This is a genomic window from Helicobacter sp. (genome assembly GCF_017502485.1).
GTDB lineage: Bacteria > Campylobacterota > Campylobacteria > Campylobacterales > Helicobacteraceae > Helicobacter_B.
Genome location: NZ_JAFVUX010000033.1, coordinates 1 through 20498, shown reverse-complemented (window position 1 = coordinate 20498; position 20498 = coordinate 1). Strand labels below are relative to the sequence as shown.

Annotated in this window: 16 protein-coding genes and 1 pseudogene; 11 read left to right on the top strand and 6 right to left on the bottom strand. The window is 44.7% G+C overall.

Annotated features, from left to right (window positions below):
- Positions 1-3 precede the first annotated feature (3 nt).
- The 3 genes and pseudogenes from flgD to IKB69_RS07480 all read left to right on the top strand — a co-directional run.
- Positions 4-828 (top strand): annotated as a pseudogene (flgD, locus tag IKB69_RS07490) (flagellar hook assembly protein FlgD); the annotation flags it as partial.
- Between the two features lie 48 nt (positions 829-876).
- Entirely contained in the window at positions 877-2676 is a 1800-nt protein-coding gene (locus tag IKB69_RS07485; protein WP_290947946.1) for a flagellar hook-basal body complex protein, read from the top strand.
- Positions 2677-2743: 67 nt separating this feature from the next.
- On the top strand, positions 2744-2908 hold the full coding sequence (locus IKB69_RS07480) for a hypothetical protein (protein ID WP_290947944.1): 165 nt from the start codon (positions 2744-2746) through the stop codon (positions 2906-2908).
- Between the two features lie 179 nt (positions 2909-3087).
- Here the strand turns inward: IKB69_RS07480 and lpxD are convergent, their stop codons facing one another.
- Together lpxD and IKB69_RS07470 are read right to left on the bottom strand one after the other, a co-directional pair.
- Positions 3088-4104 carry a UDP-3-O-(3-hydroxymyristoyl)glucosamine N-acyltransferase gene (lpxD, locus tag IKB69_RS07475; protein WP_290947942.1) on the bottom strand — a complete coding sequence of 339 codons (1017 nt, stop codon included), beginning with the start codon at positions 4102-4104 and terminating at the stop codon, positions 3088-3090.
- 26 nt (positions 4105-4130) lie between these two features.
- Complete coding sequence (locus IKB69_RS07470) at positions 4131-4844, bottom strand: triose-phosphate isomerase (protein ID WP_290947941.1); 714 nt, start codon at positions 4842-4844, stop codon at positions 4131-4133.
- A gap of 108 nt (positions 4845-4952) precedes the next feature.
- Between IKB69_RS07470 and cmoA the strand changes: the two genes are divergently transcribed.
- Positions 4953-5654: a carboxy-S-adenosyl-L-methionine synthase CmoA gene (gene cmoA / locus IKB69_RS07465; RefSeq protein WP_290947938.1), complete on the top strand. Its 702-nt coding sequence runs from the start codon at positions 4953-4955 to the stop codon at positions 5652-5654.
- A 94-nt stretch (positions 5655-5748) separates the two neighbouring features.
- Here cmoA and IKB69_RS07460 read toward each other — a convergent pair whose 3' ends face one another.
- Both IKB69_RS07460 and IKB69_RS07455 read right to left on the bottom strand, forming a co-directional pair.
- Positions 5749-6333, bottom strand: a complete 585-nt coding sequence (locus IKB69_RS07460) for a flavin reductase (protein WP_290947936.1) — start codon at positions 6331-6333, stop codon at positions 5749-5751.
- A 9-nt stretch (positions 6334-6342) separates the two neighbouring features.
- Entirely contained in the window at positions 6343-7626 is a 1284-nt protein-coding gene (locus tag IKB69_RS07455) for a glycosyltransferase family 9 protein (RefSeq protein ID WP_290947934.1), read from the bottom strand.
- A gap of 133 nt (positions 7627-7759) precedes the next feature.
- Between IKB69_RS07455 and hisS the strand changes: the two genes are divergently transcribed.
- Positions 7760-9079, top strand: a complete 1320-nt coding sequence (gene hisS, locus IKB69_RS07450) for a histidine--tRNA ligase (protein WP_290947932.1) — start codon at positions 7760-7762, stop codon at positions 9077-9079.
- 1 nt (position 9080) lies between these two features.
- Positions 9081-10403, top strand: coding sequence for a CapA family protein (locus IKB69_RS07445; RefSeq protein ID WP_290947930.1), 1323 nt, complete (start codon positions 9081-9083; stop codon positions 10401-10403).
- A gap of 157 nt (positions 10404-10560) precedes the next feature.
- Here the strand turns inward: IKB69_RS07445 and ung are convergent, their stop codons facing one another.
- Positions 10561-11253 (bottom strand): uracil-DNA glycosylase, encoded by a 693-nt coding sequence (gene ung, locus IKB69_RS07440; protein WP_290947928.1) that lies wholly within the window; start codon positions 11251-11253, stop codon positions 10561-10563.
- A gap of 10 nt (positions 11254-11263) precedes the next feature.
- Positions 11264-12862 (bottom strand): bifunctional phosphoribosylaminoimidazolecarboxamide formyltransferase/IMP cyclohydrolase, encoded by a 1599-nt coding sequence (gene purH / locus IKB69_RS07435; protein ID WP_290947965.1) that lies wholly within the window; start codon positions 12860-12862, stop codon positions 11264-11266.
- Positions 12863-12997: 135 nt separating this feature from the next.
- Between purH and IKB69_RS07430 the strand changes: the two genes are divergently transcribed.
- From IKB69_RS07430 to IKB69_RS07410, 5 genes are all read left to right on the top strand, one after another.
- Entirely contained in the window at positions 12998-14188 is a 1191-nt protein-coding gene (locus IKB69_RS07430) for an aminotransferase class V-fold PLP-dependent enzyme (RefSeq protein ID WP_290947926.1), read from the top strand.
- A 2-nt stretch (positions 14189-14190) separates the two neighbouring features.
- The gene (rimO, locus tag IKB69_RS07425; protein WP_290947924.1) at positions 14191-15606 is read left to right on the top strand and encodes a 30S ribosomal protein S12 methylthiotransferase RimO; all 1416 of its coding nucleotides are present in this window, start codon (positions 14191-14193) and stop codon (positions 15604-15606) included.
- A 2-nt stretch (positions 15607-15608) separates the two neighbouring features.
- A complete protein-coding gene (locus IKB69_RS07420) occupies positions 15609-16718 on the top strand; it encodes a Gfo/Idh/MocA family oxidoreductase (protein ID WP_290947922.1) in 1110 nt (369 codons plus the stop codon).
- 69 nt (positions 16719-16787) lie between these two features.
- A complete protein-coding gene (locus IKB69_RS07415) occupies positions 16788-17438 on the top strand; it encodes a phosphatase PAP2 family protein (RefSeq protein WP_290947920.1) in 651 nt (216 codons plus the stop codon).
- A 1-nt stretch (position 17439) separates the two neighbouring features.
- Positions 17440-20367, top strand: coding sequence for a heavy metal translocating P-type ATPase (locus IKB69_RS07410; RefSeq protein ID WP_290947918.1), 2928 nt, complete (start codon positions 17440-17442; stop codon positions 20365-20367).
- Positions 20368-20498 lie beyond the last annotated feature (131 nt).

Genomic DNA, 20498 nt, shown 5'->3' with positions numbered 1-20498 from the left:
ATTATGGCACTAGATTTAGCAGAGGTTACAGGGGCAAAGCAAGCAGAGCAGATTAAAAAAACGCAAGAAAAATCTCCCAAAATCGCCAATGGATTGGATAAAGATGCCTTTATGAAACTCTTTTTAGAGCAGCTTAAAAATCAAGACCCAACTGCGCCTATGGAGACAGAGAAGATCATTACCCAAACTGCCCAGCTAACCCAAGTGGAAATGCAAGAAGAAAACAAAAAGGCGATGAAAGAAATGGTGGATTCTATGAAAGTTATGCAAGAGACAAATAATGAGTTTAAAAACTTTCAAACCACGCTTAAAGAGACTATGGATAAGCTAGGTGAAGGTGTGGATAGTAGCATTGAAGCAGCGGGGCAAATGGCTCAAAGCTCGGCGTTCCAAAGTGTGGCAATGGTGGGCAAGATCGCAGAAACTGATGTAAGTGGTGTGAATTACACAGGGGAGGGCAAAGTGCATTTTTCACTCTTTTTTGACCGCCCCATTGATACAAGCAAAGGCAAGGCAGTGGTACAGATCTTTGATGAGTCCAAGCAGCTTGTGCGCACAATCTCACTTGATGATAAAAACGGGCAAGGTGGGTATTTGGATTTTGCTTGGGATGGGCTTAATGATAGGGGTGAGCAAATGAACTCTGGCACATACTCCGTGGAAGCAGAATACAATCTTGATCCAAAAACCAACCACTACCTAACCACGCGCGTGGGGCGAGGTGAGATCCAAAGTGTGCTATTTGACAAAGGTAAGCCGCTTATCCGTATGGGCGAGCTAATTTTGCCACTTAGTGCTGCACTTGAGTTTTATGACAAAGATAAAGAGCTTGTGCGATAGAGCATAAGAGCAGGATGTAAGGAGACACCCGTGGCTATGAATGATACGATTTTAAACTCTTATAGCGGTATGAAAACCCACCAATTTGGGCTAGACTCTATTGCAAACAATATCGCTAATGTCAATACCAATGGTTTTAAAGAAAATGTCCCAGAGTTTAAGAATCTCTTTAGCGCACAAATGGACGCGTTAAACTCCAACACCATCACCAACAACGACCGCTCCTATGGAGCCACAGGTGCAAGCAATGCTATTTCTACAAAAAACGGCAACTACCACCCAAGCGATGGGCAGTTTGATGTCGCCTATATGGGGAAAGGTTGGTTTGTTGTGGGGGAGAAGCAAGATGGAAGCTTTGCAGTCAAAGAAGATGGTTATGAAATGCCCCAGCCTATATTTTTCACGCGCAATGGTAGCTTCAATCGCGACTCTGATGGGTATTTGGTAACTTCTAGTGGGCAGTATGTCTATGGGGTCAATCTCAGTAAAATTAGCAATGGGATCTTTACTTCAAGTGCTAGCGAGCAAGACCTCTCTACGCTACCAAGCGGGCAAATGCAGCCACTGCAAATCCCCCAAGAGCTTAAATTCCACCCAGTGGTAACAACCAAGGTCGATGTGGCTGTCAATCTCAATGCAAAATCTAACTTTAAAAGTGCGCAGGAGTTTCTCGTGCCAAATGGTGTGATTGATGAGTCGCGTGTGAAAAGCCAAGATGTCGCCTCTTTTGCTGATGATGATGGGCAGCCGTTTGACCCACGCGCATTTAGGGATATTATCATCACAATCAAAAAGGGGGAAGAAGGCAGTCAGAGTGAAGAGAACCTACGCTTTACTTATGGAAGTGGCGGAGCGAGTGCTAATGAGTTTCGTACTATAGGCGATCTTATGGAGCTTTTTAAAAAAAGCGGGTTAGAGCTTAGCCCAACACTTGGGGCGCGCGGGAATCTAGCCTTTAATGTTAAAAACCCCCAAAATCAAACACTAGAAGTAACAATTGGTGGCGCACTCTCTAATCGCATAGGTATTAACACTTCTGCTGTCCCGCTCGCTCAAGATGAACAGCTGCAGTCCAAGGACTTAAAAATCGCCACCTACACCACTTCGCTTGATATTTATGATGAAGATGGCGCGAAGTTTTTGCTAAAAAGTGAGTATTATCTAATTGATGCGGGCGATCCCACAGGCACGCCACCAATCCCGCAAAAATGGCTTGTGCAAAGTGCGGTCTATGACTTTAATGGCGAGTTTATGATAAGCAAAGAGTCTATAACGCAAGAGCTAACATTCGACAAAGATGGCAAGCCAGAGTCCGCACCTATGGAGATTGACTTCAAAGACTCCAAAATCACCTATTCAATCGTGGGTAGCGATAAATACACTTCAAGGAATCTGCCTTATGAGGATTCTAAGATGCTTGAAGCAAGTCAAGATGGCAAAGCAGAAGGCTCGCTCAAGGATATTAGAATTGATGAAAATGGCATTATTTTTCTAGCCTTCAGTAATGGTGTGAGTGAGCCTATGGGGCGTCTTGGCGTTGTGGCATTTGTCAATGATCAAGGGCTTAAGAAAATGGGTGATAATGTCTATAGCCTAGGGACAAACGCGCTAGGTGGGGAAAACAGAATCCTAAGTGGGAATCCAATCTTAGGCTGGAACAACGAGGGGAATCTAAAGTTTGGACAAATCAAGCATAAATACCTAGAGACAAGCAATGTCGATGTGGGTAATGCACTCACAAATCTTATCTTATATCAGCGTGGTTATTCGATGAATGCTAAGGCGTTTAATACCGGCGATGATTTGGTGAAAGAAGCCATCGCGCTGAAGAAGTAGTAAAGAGTTTGACTCTTTACTAGTCCTACTTATTTTTGTCGTTGATAGATTCTATGATAGGAGTTTATTGATCAAGCACAATGTGCGTGTGAAGAAACAAATAAGTGGTAGGAGAGTTCTTGCAAACTCAAGCCCCTACTCTCTCCTTGAAGAAAACTTATCTCAAGCAATGCTAGAATCTAGGGGAGTGGGCTCTATACTCTTGCTACGATTTGCGGAGCAAACTTCATAATGATCAGAAAGACAAGGATGTGGATTGCTAAGAAAACAGGCGTAGCAAAATTGCCTTGGAAAACGAGTAAGCTGATGTTTCTTTAGAATCCATAAGAATCTACGCTTGTGTGATGGACTACTAAGACAAGCAAGCTAGAATATAGCGGATCCTAATATAGGCTAGATTGTAGCTAGAATCTAAGACTTTTTCAGCATTCTTCTTAGTGAAACATAGAATTTCATCCACTCATCAAGTGGCATTAGTGGGTGTCCGCCCCATTTAGTGTTTGGGGGCAAGTTTTTTCCCACAGCTCCACGCCCCGCCACTTGCACAAAATCGCCAATGTGTATATGTCCCCCTGTGCCTGCTTGCCCACCCATTACGACATTGCGCCCAGTGGTTGTGGAGCCAGCAAGCCCCACTTGTGAGACAAGCAATGAATGCTCGCCAATTACGCAGTTATGCCCAATTTGCACAAGATTGTCGATTTTGCTACCGCGCTTAATCATCGTTGTCCCAAATACTGCACGATCAATAGTAACGCTTGCGCCGATCTCTACATCATCACCGATTTCTACAATGCCATTATGCTCGATTTTGCAATGCTCCCCAGAATCTGTATGCGCATAGCCAAAGCCATCGCTACCAATTATGCTACCCGCGTGGATATTGACACGATTACCTATAATGCTCTGGCGATAGATAACGACATTTGGATAGATTTTACAATCATCGCCGATGCGCACCTCATCACTTAGCACAACACCGGGCATTATGCAGCTTCTAGCACCAATATGCACATTAGCACCAATATGCACCCCTTGCATAATTTGCGCGCTTGGGTGGATGTGCGCGCTTTGGGAGCCTGTGGGCTTGCTTGGGTCATAGAGTGTGGGCTCTAAAGGGTTGGCGAACTCACTTTGAGCGAAGCATTGAGAGAGTTTGGCAAAAGCTAGGTGTGGATTTTGGACAAATAAGGCTTGTGTATGGGGTGGGAAAAGCTCTTTATGCGCTAGGTAGTCGCGCTCTCGCACAAGCACAGCGCCTACTTGTGAGCTAGGTAGAGAAGCGAAGTATTTGGGCTGATCGATATAGCTTATATCGTCTTTTGTTCCGTGTTCTAGGGGCGTTAAGGAAGATATTTGAAAATCTCTTGTAATCGGGCTTGTGATACCGAGCATATCGATGATAGAAGAGAGAAAAAGAGGTTGCATACTACTCCTTAATTAATATCTAGAGATCATAAAAGTGCGTTTTGTGTGATTGTATGGAAGCTTTTGGCATCTAGCGATGCGCTACCTACTAGCACGCCATTAACATTGGAGATTGTGAGAATCTCTCTAACATTATCAGCATTGACGCTACCACCATAAAGAAGCGGACTTTGTGTTAATGTGCGTAAAAATGTGTGGGTTTGAGCGATTTCTCGCACACTAGCACTTCTGCCTGTGCCAATTGCCCAAATGGGCTCATATGCCACACTTACGCGTGTAGCTTCTAAATCTATGTTTGCAAATTGTGCTTGCAGATAGTCTTGCACTGCTTTTTCTCCCTGTTGTCGTACGCCTAAAGGCTCCCCTACGCAATACACGATGAAAAACCCAAGCTTAGCGAAAAATGCAAACTTCCTTGCGATAAATTCTTGAGATTCATTGAGCAAGCTTCGCCGCTCACTATGCCCAATAAGTATAGTGCGCACGCTCATAGACTCTAGGGCTTGTGCGCCAATTTCTCCTGTGAAAGCTCCATTAAAGGCGGGGTAGGCATTTTGTGCGCCAATTTCTGCCCAAGGGGCGAAGTCTTTAGCAGTTTGAAGACTTAGGGCTTGTGGGAAAAACACCAGCTCGTGCTTGCGCAAGAATTCTTGCGAGAACCCAAGCGTGTGTAAAGTAGTGAAATATTCTTGCACAGAGCGCGCGGTGTGGTTGCATTTAAAATTTGCCATAAACTGCATAATGAAGCCTTGTGTAGAATCTAAAAGGCATATTATACTTAAAACTCGTGTGATATTAAATTACCACATAGAGCTTACTTGCTATAATCGCAACTTTTGGAGCGCAAGATGGCAAAAGATAAGATATTTCAAAGCAAAAAACAGCATAAATTTGTCTTTAACGAAGAAGTCGCAAGTGTCTTTGATGATATGCTTGCTCGATCAATCCCCTACTACAAAGATACCCAAAAGCTCTGTATAGACTTTTTATCTACCTTTGTTAAACAGGGTAGAATCTATGATCTAGGTTGCTCTACGGGCAACACCCTGCTAGCACTAAGCGAGCAAGTAAGTGGCGAGCTAATCGGGCTAGATAGCTCTCAAGCGATGATTGATCAAGCCCGCCGAAAGGCTAGGGCATATAATGCAGCAATTAGCTTCATTTGTGCAGATATTATGGATTTCCCCTACCAAAGTGCGCAAGGCTTTATCGCTAACTATACCTTGCAGTTTATCCGCCCACCTCTGCGCGCAAGGCTTCTTGCCACACTCCATAATGCCCTAGAATCTAGTGGCGTGCTAATCCTTAGTGAAAAGACCATAAGCCACAATCCAAGCCTTGATGCGCAAATGATCTCCTACTACCACCAATACAAAGCTCATAATGGCTACACCAAAAGTGAGATTTCTGCCAAAAGAGAAGCCTTAGAAAATGTGCTTGTGCCCTATAGCTTAGAGGAAAATCTTGCCTTACTTAAGGAGGCTGGGTTTGCTAGTGTGGAAGTATTGTTTAAGTGGGTGAATTTTGCGACATTTATTGCCGTGAAGTAGCACAGGGATTTAGGTTTGCTAGGTGTTGGCTAGTTTGTGCACTTATTTGGGTAAGTGGCGTGGCTTGTCAAAGCAGCTTTGCCATTGTTATTACTTAGGGCTTGTTGGGGTCTATTAGCTCGCTTACTTGCAGATAATACTTCCCCACACGCCCTAAATGCGGGGGCAAAAATAGTAGATCTTCTCTATAAATCACATCATCAATGAAGCACTCCTTTGCTTCTAAAAACACGCTTGTATCGCTTCCACCAAAGCTCTTTATCTCTACTAAATCGCAAAAATATGCTACTTTGACATCTTGGACTATGGGTGGATACTGCGTATGCACAGCTTGCAAGTTAATGGCAAATGTACTTGCCTCGCTTGTGTCATAGGGTAGTTCTTGGGAGCTTTGCTCTAGCTGGGGGAGCAAATCTACCATTATTAGATTGATCGTAGCTTTTTTTGTATCTAGGAGATTGCGCAAGGTGTCTTTATGCTCGCCATTAGACTTTGTACCAATGCACAGGCTAAAAATTGTAGGATTAGAGCTTATCACGCTAAAAAAACTAAAGGGAGCTAGATTGCTTGTGCCACTTTGGCTAATGGTGCTGATCCACGCGATAGGGCGCGGGGTTATAGTATTACTAAGGATACGATATTTGGTCAAAGCTCCTTGATGGGCAAAATCAATCAGCATAGATTCTCCTTAATCTAGGGTTTGGGCTTGATTGCTAGAGGCTTGATGAGTGTCTAGGAGCTTGTGAGCAGCTTGGAGAACTATTTCTGGGTGCAAGTCTTTCATACACTTGTGATGTCCTAGTGGGCACACACGCTTTTTACACGGCGCACAGGGTAGCTTGAGATTTAGCAAAATGCAGTTTTTAGCCTGCCATGGCGCAGTTTCAGTCATATTTGTAGGACCAAATATTGCCACCATAGGTACTTCTAGGGCTGTTGCGATGTGCATAGAGCCACTATCATTGGTAATGAAGAGATCTAAGGCTTGTAGCTCTTGGAGAAGAGTGGGAATAGTTGTTTGTCCGCAAGCATTGATTATGGTGGGTGCTAGTGTTGGCTTTTGCTTGGTTGTGGCTTGCAATGATGCTAAAAAGCTAGAATCTAACTTTTTAGATTCTAGTGTGGTTTGGTTTTTGCCCTGTGCTTGGCTTTTTTCTTCAAGGATTCTAGGATTTGCAGTGGAGCTGTGAGGACTTTGCGCTTTGTGGCAAAGGTTAGCAACTTTGGTGGTCGTGCCTTCCACAAAATCCACAACACTGCCACATTGCTCACCCAAGGCTGAATCTATTGAAGCAATAATCTCTTCTGCCAGCTTCCTATCCGCTTCCACCCCATATATCACCACTTCCGCCCCTAAAGCCACAAAGTGCGCTCCCACTCGCGCATAATGCTCCTTGTCCCAGCATTTAGCACTTCCATAGGCTGCTCCCGGATTTAGCCCTATGCGCAAGGGCTTAGATTCTACAATCTGCTTAGGTGCTACGCAAAGTCGCAACGATGGGATCGTAGCCTTTAGGCTAGAATCTAGCTTTTTGGATTTTGTTTGTGGGAGCAAATCAAGCAAGCGCACATAGCTCTCTACTTGATGAAGCTCCCTTTCTTTAGCTAGCTTATGGGTTAAGAGCATATTCCCAATACCCCGCTTATAGCCTATGCGCACTCTAGATCCACAGGCATAGAGCAAAAGTGCGCTATAAAAGTGATTAGTAAGTGTGATGGCTATATCTATGCCACCTTTACATTCTAGCTTAGATCTAATTGCACGCCCTAGCTGCCAAGTGGCTTTTAGGCGGTTTTTGGATTGCTTTGTAGTATCTTCAAAGCAGGCATATATGCGAGAATCCGCGCTAAAAAGCTCTAGGATACTCTTAGGTGCGATTAAGCAGAGTCTCGCATTAGGAAAGTGCGTTAAGAGCAACTCAATACAAGGTGTGCTCATCACGCCATCACCTAGCCAATTTGGCAGACGCATAATGATTATGGGGCTTGGGATTGTAGGCTCTATAGGGTCTCCTTTGTGGCTTGTGGGCTAGTGCCTAGCTAAATGATAATTTTAGCAACTTTGTTGTAATATCGAGCTTTTAGATTCTGGCTTGGAGTAGTATATGGCAGATACATCGCTTATCGTTCCGCGCACGCTTAGTGGCTTCCGCGATCGTCTTCCTAAAGAAGCAATGGCAAAGGAGAAACTTTTGCAAAAGCTCTCTTGTGTGTTTGAGAGCTTTGGCTTTGCACCCATAGAGACTCCGCATTTAGAGTATGCAGATATTTTGGTCAAACACGGGAGTGATGAGATACAAAAAGAGCTTTATCGCTTCAAGGATCACGGCGGGCGCGATGTCGTTTTGCGTTTTGATCAAACCGTGCCTTTAGCGCGCTTCATCTCGCAGTATAGAAACGAACTTGATTTGCCATTTAAACGCTTCGCTATTGGGAATGTCTTCCGTGGAGAGAGAGCGCAGAGAGGTAGATATAGGGAATTTACGCAATGTGATTTTGACTTCATTGGGAGTGACTCTATCGCTTGTGATGCGGAGATTATCCAAGTCATTTATGCTTCTCTAGCTACACTAAATATCGATGACTTTACCATTTGGGTCAATCACAGAAGTATCCTAAATGGGATTTGTAAGCACTTTGGTATCACAGAAATTGAGCGATTTTTGCGTACCATTGATAAGCTAGAAAAAATTGGGCAAGAAGGCGTGGCAAAGGAGCTAGAAGAGCTTGTGGATTCTAGTGAGATTAGCGAAGTGCTAAGCATTATTACAATGCGACAGACCATTGCTATTGATGAGTTTTTAGACTCTGTGGCATATATGAAAGTGTGGAATGATGAGCTAAAAAAGGGACTAGAAGAGCTTGAAGAAATGTTTTCTATCATCAAAGATCTTGAGATGGATCAGTCAAGATGTCGCGTAGATTTCTCCATTGCTAGGGGGCTTGGTTACTACACAGGCATTGTATATGAAACTACACTAAATCGACTTAAAAATATCGGTAGTGTCTGCTCTGGTGGGCGGTATGATAATCTCACAAAATCTTTTTCTAAAGAGTCATTAAGCGGTGTGGGGGCGAGCATTGGGCTAGATCGATTGCTAGCGGCATTAGAGGAGTTAGGGTTATTGCAGGGTAGAAGTACAAGTGCGCGCACCCTTATTGCGTGTATGGATAGTTCTTATCTAGGCTTTGCGCATAAAGTTGCAGAGTCCTTGCGTCGCAGTGGAATCTACACAGAAGTCTATCCCGAAGCACAAAAGCTTAGAAAGCAGCTTGCTTATGCCAATAACAAAGGGCACGAATACTGCCTAATCATCGGGGAAAATGAGTTTATAAGCCATACTTTTACGCTTAAAAATATGGCTACAGGCATGCAGCTAGAATCGCTAAGCTTTTTACGCGCGCTAGAGATTATGAAAAAGTAGCATGTGGTATAACGCCCTTTTATCATCACTTTTAATACGCATTAGATCTAGGGCTTTGCGCTCAAGCTTTCTAGTGTGCGCGCTTATGAGTATAGCGGCATATATTAGTGCTTGTGCTCCCAAGTATGATGATGTTCCTACGCATTTGCAGCCACAAGATCTTAGTCTAGGGAGTAAGAAAATCTTCCTAACCACATCACAAGCGTGCGTGCCACATATTGAGCCACAGGCGTTGCTAAGCTTTGTGGGGGATAATGTGCTAGGAGATTATAAGGGTAGTTCTGGGGCGACATTTAATGCCAAGTTTGCCGAAGTTAGCGAGGATTTGGGGTATTTTTCCCTTGGGGTGCGCGAAGTGCTAGAGAGCGATGATTTAAGCATTGGAAATATGGAGGGTGTGCTTAGTGATAAGTCCTTGAAAAACGCCTTTGACAAGCCATTTTCTTTCAAGGGTGCCTCAAAATATGCCGAGATTCTAACTACTGCCGGCTTTGAAGCGATGAATATTGCCAACAACCACTCGCGCGATTATGGTAAAGAGGGGTTTGAAGATACGATTAAGCATTTGCGTGCGCAAGGTCTTGCTGTCTTTGGTGAGGGTATTGTGCATATTTATAAGATTAATGGCATAAACTTTGGACTAGCTGGACATAGGGGCTGGAATTTAGGCATTAAATCCCAAGTGGCAAAAGAGATTAAACTGCTCAAAGAGCAGGGTGCGGATATTGTTATTTTTACTTTTCATTGGGGAGAAGAGCGACAGCACTACCCAAATGCAGCGCAAAGAGAGCTCGCGCACTTTACTATTGATGCTGGCGCGGATATGGTGATAGGACATCACCCCCATGTCTTGCAAGGTATAGAAGAGTATAAGGGCAAAAAAATCGTATATAGCCTAGGGAATTTCATCTATGGTGGGGCGAAAAACCCAGCTGATAAAGACACGATGATTTATCAAACGCGTTTCATCAAGCTAGATGATGCTCGCAAAAGGCGTGAGTTTATAGAGGATTTACGCTTTGATGCGTGTGCGCAAGAAGCCTATTTGCAAAAGCCTTTTATCAATGAGCTAAAGAGAGTTGATGAGCTAGGTGACTTTGTGCTAGTGCATAGCGTGATTCCAGCGAGTATTAGCTCTATACCAAGCCACAATGATTACTCACCTAGAATCTATGCTAATGATTCTAAAGGCTTTGAGCGAATCTTGCGTAGGATAGAGACTTACTCTATGCTAAAAAATTCCACCAAAAGCTCTGCCAAAAAGCCTAGCTCTCCTGCTAAACACAAACGCCAAAGCCCGCCAGCAAGCCCCGAGAAAAAGTAGATTCTATTAGCTTGCTATGTCGATAAATCAGCTTTGTAATGACAGGTAAGCTAGAATCTACAAAGCTGTCATTACAAAGCCCTTTAGGAATGAGGCGAGTTGTTTTATTTACCTAGAATCTAGCTTGTAGATTCCATTAGATTTAGGCGGATTTATTTTAAGTGAGACTCCAATCAAATGACTCTTTGCCCATTGCTTGAAACGCACTTCGCGCTTGTAAAAACACTCCACTGCCCACAAATCCTTGCGCTAGGGGGCTTGGATGTGGAGCTTCTATGATGTAGTGCTTACTAGAATCTATAAGCGCCGCCTTTTTGCGCGCATAATTGCCCCAAAGCATAAATACAATACCTTGATACTGCATTGAGAGCTTGCTAATAATCGCATCGCTAAAGTTCTCCCAGCCAAAATGCCTATGTGAGGCGGCTTTGTGCTTCTCTACACTAAGGATTGCATTAAGCAGCAGCGCACCCCTATGCGCCCACGCGCTTAGATCGCCGTGACTTGGGGCTAGCACGCCTAGACTAGATTCTAGCTCTTTATAAATATTACGCAAGCTTGGCGGGATAGCTACACCTTTAGGCACACTAAAACTCAGTCCCATAGCTTGGGGGACTTCTATGCCATCAATCATTTCGCTACCATGGTAGGGGTCTTGCCCTAGGATTACTACGCGCACTTTTGAAGGTGGCGTGAGATTAAGCGCGTGGAAAGTTTTATCGCTAGGGGGGAAGATGGTGGCTTGGGATTTGGCTAGGGTGTATTGCTTGATGATATAGGTGAAGTATGGTTTATCAAACTCATCGGTCAAAAGCTCTATCCATTCTTTGTGTAAGGTCTTTGGGATCATTTGCTAGATTCTAGTGCAAGAAGTGTCGTACGCCTGTAAAATACAGCGCGATATTATGCTCATTTGCTGCAGCTATGACCTCTTCATCGCGCAGGCTACCGCCGGGTTGGATTATGGCACGCACGCCTGCTTGTGCGGCTAGATCCACACTATCGCGGAATGGGAAAAATGCTTCACTTGCCATAGCGCATCCTGTGGTATCAAGCCCCATATCACGCGCTTTAGCAAGAGCAGTGCGCTGGGCATCAACCCTACTTGTCATACCCATACCAATGGCAAGTAGCGCGCCATCTTTGACATAGGCTATGCAGTTGGATTTAGTAAGTGCGGCGACCACATAGGCGATATGTAAGTCTTGTAGTGTGCTAGAATCTGCTCTAACCTTGCCTTGGCATTTGCTATTTGCTATTTCATCGCTTGTGATACAATCACTCTGTTGATAGACAAACCCTCCACTAATATGCTTAAAGTCCATAGGATCTAGTAGTAGAGCTAGGGCTGGCGTAGATTCTGCTAGTGCGTTAGTGCAGCCTACGGAGCTAGAATCTAGATTTTGACTATGGCTATGATATGGAAGAGTGAAAATTTTCATCCTCTTTTTGGGGGCGAAAATCTCTAAGGCATCTTGGGTAACATCACTTGCCACTAGCACTTCGATAAATGTCTTACTCATCTCTTGCGCCAAAGCCTTATCCACCACGCCATTTACCGCTACCACGCCTCCATATGCGCTTATACTATCACACGCTAGCGCGTTTTGGTAGGACTTTAGTAGGCTATCTTTCATCGCAAAGCCACAAGGATTGCCATGCTTGATGATACTTACTGCCTTTTTGTCTCCAAAGCTCGCTGCTAGTCGCACCGCGCTATGAATGTCAGTAAAGTTGTTGAAGCTTGGCTCGCCCTTTAGGATATGGAGATTTGTGCTATAAAAGCTATCAAACTCATAGAGTGCGCCTTTTTGGTGGGGGTTCTCACCATAGCGTGTTTGCAGCACTCTTTTCCCGCTGATAAACACACTCTCCCCAAAGCCTTCATAAAAGCGTGTATTCATATAGTTAGCAATGGTCGCATCATAGTGGGCTGTATGGCTAAAGGCTTTTATCATCATTTGTTCTCGTAGCTCTAGAGTGTTCCCCCCGATCTTTAGGGCATTGATGATTGTAGGATAGTCGCTAGGGCTAGTGATTACTAGCACAGATTTATATGCTTTGGCTGCGGCGCGCACCATACTAGGACCGCCTATGTCGATATTTTCTATAATTTCATCAAAGTCATTAGTGCGCTGTGTTGTTTCATAAAATGGATAGAGATTGACACATACAAGATCGATAGGCTCTATGTTATGTGCCTTTGCTTGCTCTATATCTTGTGCATTATCTCTGCGGTGCAAAATACCTCCGTGGATTTTAGGGTGTAGCGTTTTGACCCTACCATCAAAGAGCTCTGGGCTTTGTGTATAGGAGCTTACTTCTGTGGCTTTTATATTAGAATCAATAAGGACTTTAAGTGTCCCGCCTGTGGATAAGATTTCAAACCCAAGCTTTGTAAGCTCTCTAGCAAACTCCACAATACCGGTTTTGTCGCTTACGCTAAGGAGTGCTTTCATCATAATATCCTTTTAGGTTTTGGGGATTTGACTTTTGTGATATGGCAAAAGCCAATGCCATCGCAATCGCTGGGCTGGCATTATATAATAAATGTTATAATCCCTTTTCATAAATCTAGCGCAATAAGGACTGCTATGCTACTTTTCACCCCCGGACCAACCCCTACGCCAGAATCTATCCGTCAAGCAATGGCGACCCCCACACTTCACCATCGCACCAAAGAGTTTGAAAGCATTTTTGCCAAGGCTAGACTTGGGTTACAAACTATGCTCAATATGGAAGAAGTGCTAATGCTAGCAAGCAGTGGTACAGGAGCTATGGAGGCAAGCGTGCTGCAGTTTTGCCACAGTAAGCTATTTAGCATTAGCTGTGGGAAATTTGGGCAAAGGTGGGGGAAGATTGCACTAGCAAACAATCTTCCTCACGCCGAGCTTACAAGGGAGTGGGACACGCCTATAAGCGCGCAAGAAGTGCTAGAGGCACTGCAAAAAGACCCTAGCATTGATACCCTAGCATTGCAGGTATGCGAGTCTGCTGGAGGTTTGCGTTTGCCTTTAGAGCAAATCGCGCGCGAAGTGAAGACATATAAGCAGGATATTATCATCATCGCTGATGCTATTACAGCTATGGGCGTTGAGTCGCTTGATACTACACATATTGATGTGCTACTTGGTGGGAGTCAAAAGGCATTTATGCTACCACCGGGTATGAGTATTATCGGGCTTTCAAAAAGAGCATTAGAAGTGCTAGAGAGTCGCCCTACACATAGGGGCGGGCTTTACTTCAGCTTCCTTACAGAGCTAAAAAACCAGCGCAAAAACACCACTGCTTGGACTGCACCCACCACGCTTATCACTGGGCTTGTGCGGTATTTTGAAATAGTCCAAGCTCTAGCTAATGCCAACTTAGACTCCGCCCTAGAATCTAGCGCGAAAGAACTAGATTCTACCTTGCTAACACAGGGCTTTGAGCGCGCATATACGCACACTAAAGCCATCTCTCTAGCTACGCGTGAAGCTATAAGCGCGCTAGGTTTAAGCCTTTATCCCAAATCCCCAGCCCTAGCAATGAGTGCCATAGCGCACGCAGACTCTGCCAAAATCCGCCAGAGTATGAAAGCTCTAGGGGTCAATGTCGCTGCTGGGCAAGATCACATTAAAGATAGTATTTTCCGTATCAATCATATGGGGCTTATCCACATCTATGAAGCAAGCTATGCTATAAACGCGCTTGAGCTTAGCTTAGATGCGCTTGGGCTACGAAGATTTGATGGGGCGGGGAATGCAAGCTTTTTCACTGCGCTTAAAACGCAAAAAATGCTCTAGTGATGCGACCATTATTGCATTTAATTTCTCTTGGCTGCACCAAAAATCTTGTTGATAGTGAGGTTATGCTAGGGAGACTTAGCGCGTGCGAAATAAGCGACGAAATCGCACAGGCAGATGTGATTATCATCAATACTTGTGGCTTTATCCACGCAGCAAAGCAAGAGAGTATTCAAACGATTTTAGAGGCGGCAAATGCGCGCAAAAATGGCGCACTGCTTGTAGTAAGTGGCTGTCTAAGTGAGCGATATGCTAAAGAGCTAGAGCAAGAAATCCCAGAGATAGATCTAATCATCGGTGTGCGAGATTATGCCAAGATTGATACGCTCTTAGAGCAAAAGGGCTTTGTACTCCCGCGCTTCTATACTACCCCTAGTGCGCCTGATCGTCCCAAGCAAGTCCCCTTAGAATCCAAGATTCTCTCTAGTAGTGATAAGGTCTTTTTAGCAGATGAGAAGCATAAGCGAGTCATAGCAAACTCACGCCTACACGCCTATATCAAGCTAGCAGAGGGCTGTAACCAACACTGCTCCTTTTGCGCGATCCCAAGCTTTAAGGGCAAGCTACAATCGCGCAGCATAGAATCTATCTTGCAAGAGGTAGAAAATCTCTCTAAAGAAGGCTTTGTAGATTTTAGCTTCATTGCCCAAGATTCTAGCTCCTACTTGCGCGATCAGGGGCAAAGTGAGGGCTTAACCCAGCTCATTAAAGCCCTAGATGCTCAAAATCTAGCAAAAAACGCTAGGATACACTATCTCTACCCCACTACCACAAGCCCCAAACTCATCGAAGCGATGATTGACTCACCCATTGTGCAAAACTACTTTGATATGCCTATACAGCATATTGCAAATTCTATGCTCAAACGAATGCGGCGCAACCATACTAGTGCGCAAGTCTTAGAGCTACTAAATCTTATGAAAAGCGCGCCAAATGCGTTTTTACGCAGCACTTTTATCGTAGGGCATCCGGGTGAGAGTGAGAGGGAGTTTGAAGAGCTACGCGAGTTTCTAGCGCAAGGAGTGTTTGATCGTGTCAATCTCTTTGCTTTCTCTAGTGAAGAAGGCACGCTAGCGCACACGATGAGTGGCACGATCCCTACTAAGGTGATTAACGCGAGACTTGCTATCTTGCAAAAGCTTTTAGTCAAGCAGGCAAAAGAGCGCGCTAAAGCCCTGCAAGGCACGAAAATGCAGGCATTTATAGAATCCAAAAGTGCTGTAAGTGAGTATTTTTATAGTGCGCGTGATCGCAGGTGGGGGCTAGAAATTGATGGCGAGATATTGATCAATGAAATCGCGTTAGATTCTAGCCCTGTGGATTCTAGTGCGCTTGCTTCAGGACTCTATGAAGTGCAGATCACGCAGACTAAAGATACAATGCTTCTGGGCAGTGTGGTTAGGAGTCTAGGCTTATAACGATGAAATGTGCGCTTGTAGGATGTGGATATTGGGGGGAGAAAGTACTAGGTGCTTTGTGTGATCCAAGCACGCAAGAGTCGCGGGATTTAGGTGTGCTAGAGCCATTTGGCAAGCAGGCATTGCAAAAAGCAGATTTTACGCTTATAGGTGTGTATGATAGTAGCCTAGGTAATGCGCAAAATGTGCACCGAGCTTACCCGCATTTACATATTTATCCTAGCTATGAAGCCTTACTAGCAGATAAGCAGGTGGAGGCTATTTTTCTCATCACCCCTCCTGTTAGCCACTTTGCCTTAGCTAAAGCCGCCCTAGAATCTAAGAAACATATCTTTGTCGAAAAGCCTTTAGCACTAAGCTCTAAAGAGTGTGTGTTGCTCTATGGGCTAGCTAGCAAGCAGGGTGTTGTGCTACATTGTGATCATATCTTTTTATATGCGCCAGCGGTGCAGTGGCTACACGCGCATATCCAAGACTTTGGACAGATCTTTTCTATCCACGCAAGGCGCGCGAGTTTTGGGCGATTCCAAAAAGAAGTGAGTGTGGTGTGGGATCTTGCCTTGCACGATGTGACGATTTTGGAATATGTGCTAGGTGGTAGAGTGCTAGAGAATATGAAGCCTTGTGCAAAGCTTGTTGATGTAAGTGGCTACCTCGCTTTAGCAGATATAGGGTTTAGCGGCTTTGCTAGAGAGCCAAATATTTCTATCCATACTTCGTGGCTCTCTCCCAAAAAGGTGCGTGAGATGGTGATTGTAGGGACGAAAGGAGTGGGGGTGTATGATGAGCTGGTAGAATCTAAGCTCACTTTGTTTTCAATAGATTCGGCTTTGGGTAGGCAGTTTGGCGAGATTGAAAATGTTATAAAAAGTACAGATAGAGAGCTTGCTAATCTTTCTCAAAATTTTCAAAACTTGCAAAGTCCTACTGCAAAGCCAGCGCAATATAAGCAAATTTTTACCCACCCAGTTCTATCGCCCACTCCACCACTCGTTTCTTCAATCGCGCATTTTTACACCCAGATTCTGCGGAAGCAAATATGCCTAGAGTTAGTAGAGCATACAATACGCGTAGTCCAAATCCTAGAGAAAATCGATGCGGCTACTCTATGACAAGAGATTGCACAAACTTCTTAATATGCGCTACAATGTGCGAACTTTACCTTAAGGATTTGTTTTACTATGTATAAGAAGGTGTTATTCTTTCTAAGTGCGTTAGTAGTCAGTTTAGTAGCTAGCCAGGTAGAGCAGGCACAGGAGAAGCGAGATTTTATAGACTCTGTGCGTTCTATCAAGTTGCGTGAGTTTGGCGATGTGGTGCAGTATCTACCAGTAGCAAGCTTTGCTTACGCGCTTATTTTGCGCGATTTTGTGGGGGCTAGGCAGCAAGTTGTGGGCTATGTGGCAGTGGTGGCTAGCACCTATGCGACTAAATATGCCTTGCATTATAGTGCACCTTTAAGTCCTAAAATCCAAAGCCTATCCAAGCGTCCAGATGCAGAGAGTTTTGAGGGCTTCCCTAGTGGGCATACTTCTTCGGCATTTGCGGCGGTGGGGTTTTTGCAGAAGCGTTATGGGGTGCGCTTGGGGCTTCCAGCAGCAGTGATTGCAGGTGTGGTTGGGATTTCTAGGATACACGCTCAGAGACACACAATCACGCAAGTGATCTGCGGGGGTATGCTTGGGTTTTTCTTATCCTTTATTCTAGCTTCTAGGCGCGATGATAAATTTACTGGGGCAAGACATACCCACTGCAGTAGCGCAAATGGCACAAATCCCAGCACTAAGACAATCTTGTGTGAATATACCTTGCTAGCATTGATGGTGGTCTAGCTTGCAAGACTTCACTCAAGCTGACACTTCTTGTAAATGCTCGCATTGTCAGCGTAGTTTCCCGCTCTCCCAGCTCTCATATAGTAAAGATTCTAGCGGTAATGATGTGTATTTCTGTTGCAATGGCTGTAAGAGCGTATATAATCTTTTGCACCAAAGTGGATTTGGCGGATTCTATGAGCGATTAGGCGAGATAACGCTCACTCCCCTAGGGCAAAGGCGCGTAGATTTTAGCTATCTTGATGAACTTAGCTTTTTGCAACAACATACAAGAAAAGTGGGCGAGCTTAATGAAGTAAGCCTTGTGATAGAGGGCATTCACTGCGCAGCATGCATTTGGCTTAATGAGCATATTCTAAGTATGCAAAAGGGCATTAAAAAGGTGCATATCAATTACACAAATAACAAAGCAAAAATTCTCTTTGATAGCACGCAAATTAGCCTATCTAGGATTTTTGAGCTTATAGAATCTATTGGCTATATTGCTCATATCTATGACCCAAAGGCACAAGAAGAGCAGCTGGCAAAAGCACAAAGGAGCTTTTTTATCTCCTTTGTGGTGGGGGTGTTTTGCACGATGAGCATTATGATGGTGGCTATCGCGCAGTATGTGGGGTATTTCTATGGTATGCAATCCTCGATGAAAGATGTGCTAAATCTAGTTGCTTGCTTGCTTGCTACTCCGGTGTTATTTTATACAGGGAGAGTATTTTTCTCTGGGGCGTATTATGGACTTAGACAGGGCTATATCGGTATGGACTTTTTGGTCGCCTTTGGGGCGAGCTTGACATTTATCTACTCTATTTATGCGAGTGTTACACGCAGTGGGGAGAGCTACTTTGAATCTGTGGCGATGATTATTCTCTTTGTCTTTAGTGGGAAGTTTTTGGAAATGCGTGCAAGACGCGCTGCTGGTGATAGTCTTGATAAGCTACATAATATCCTGCCAAGTATGGTTAGAGTGGAGCGCGCTGGGGGCTTGCAGGTGTGTGATGTGAAAGACTTGTGCATAGGTGAGCGAGTGCATATTGCTGTGGGGGAAATGCTCCCTTGTGATGGGGTGGCTTGTAGTGATGCCTTGCTAGATATGCGCTCACTCTCAGGGGAGAGTTTGCCTGTGAGCAAGAAAAGTGGCGAAGAAGTGCTATCTGGGAGCATTGTGCTAGAAAAGTCGCTTGTGTATGAAGTGCGTAAGCGGTATGTGGATTCTACGATGCGTAAGATCATTACCTTGCTAGAAGAGAGCCTAAGCTCCGCCCCTAGGATACAGAATCTAGCTAATAGTTTGGCGAAGTATTTTTCTCGTTTTGTGCTTTTCATCGCGCTAGGTGGGTTTGTGTATTGGTGGGTGGCTTCTGGGTTTGATCAAGCATTGATTATTACTATATCTGTGATTGTGATTGCTTGTCCTTGTGCGCTAGCCCTTGCTACGCCAATTGCTAGTGTGGTGGGGATCTCACGCGCGTATAGAGCCGGGCTGGTGTTTAAAGAAGCAAGGTTTTTAGAAGTGCTAGCACGCGCAAAGGTGGTGGTCTTTGACAAAACCGGTACACTCACAAAAGGTACACCAAAGGTGCAGTATATGGAGCGGTTTGGGGAGTTTGATGAAAATGTGCTAGCGCATTTTGTGCGGCTTTCTTCTCACCCCATATCTATGGCTGTGGCAAAGCGCTTCCCTATAGTGCGTGACATAGAGCTGCGCAAAGTTTCTCAAAAAGATTCAAGGGGCATAAAGGCTTGTTATGGGGGGGTGGAGATAGTGGGAGGGAGCGTAGAGTTTTTACTAGATAGTGGTGTGAGAGATTCGGTGTTGGGTGAGCAATGTGGCAGTGTTGCAAACTTTGTGAAAGGCACGACTGCCAAGCCAGCTCAACCGCCCCAAAGTTTGCAAAGCTCCCACAGCCCTGCCGCAAGTCCTAGAATCTTTGAAGAAGAAAAAGGAGCTGAGTGTGAAAGATCAGCTTCCCCGTCATTGCGAGACACTACGGAAGCAATGGTGCGGCAATCCACACAAAAAACCACGAAAGTAGATTCTAGTGTAGATTGCCGCGCGGATTTTCAATCCGCTCGCAATGACGATGAAAACGCCCAAAGTTCAAACACGCCGCAGACACAATTAAACCTAGATTCTAGTAAAAGCCCAAGCGATTCTAAGATTTTAGATGAAAAATGTGGGTTGCAAGGAAAATCACAAGGGAGTTACCTAGATGGTAATGACCGCAGGGATTTTTCGCCACTCCTGCATTTTTCGCTAAAAGCTGAATTGCCACAAGCCCAAAAGCCAACGCCTTTAAACGCTATGAGCGTGTTTGGCTATGCCATAAACGGATCGCTTAAGCTTATTTGCTACATAAGTGATGAGTTAAAGTGCGGGGCTAAAGGACTTGTAGAGTATTTGCATAATAGTGGCAAGCAAGTCGTACTGCTTAGTGGTGATAGAGCTGGCGCGGTAGAGTCTGTGGCGAAATCGCTTGGGATTGGGGAGTGTCACGGCGGGCTACTTCCAGCGCAAAAAGCGCAATATATACAGGATTTGCAAGAAGCCTTAAACACGCCTAAGGGTAGCGGGGGTTGGTATAAAGATTCTAGCGTGGTGATGATAGGTGATGGGCTCAATGACATTGTCGCACTCAAAAATGCTGATGTGGGGGTCTCTATGGGGGCTGGGAGTGATATAGCCATCGCTCAAAGTGATGTGATTGTGCTAGATGATAGTCTAGCGAGCTTGCAAGCAGGCTTTAGTATCGCTAGAGAGACTTATGCAAGGATTTATCAAAATCTAGCCATAAGTCTAGCCTACAACGCTCTGTTAATCCCGCTGGCTTTATGTGGATTTGTGATACCGCTAGTGGCGGCACTTAGTATGAGTCTATCATCGCTCCTTGTCGTGGGGAACTCTCTGCGCAAAGGCGCGCGACTAGCAATGTGATCTAATGGGCGTGATTTAGCGTAGCGTTTGGCTAGATGTTAAAAATAATGTGCTAGAATCCGCACCTACTTACTTCAACTTTAAGGACTGCTTGTGGATTGTGTAGCTGGTGTAGTTACCGCTGTCAAACG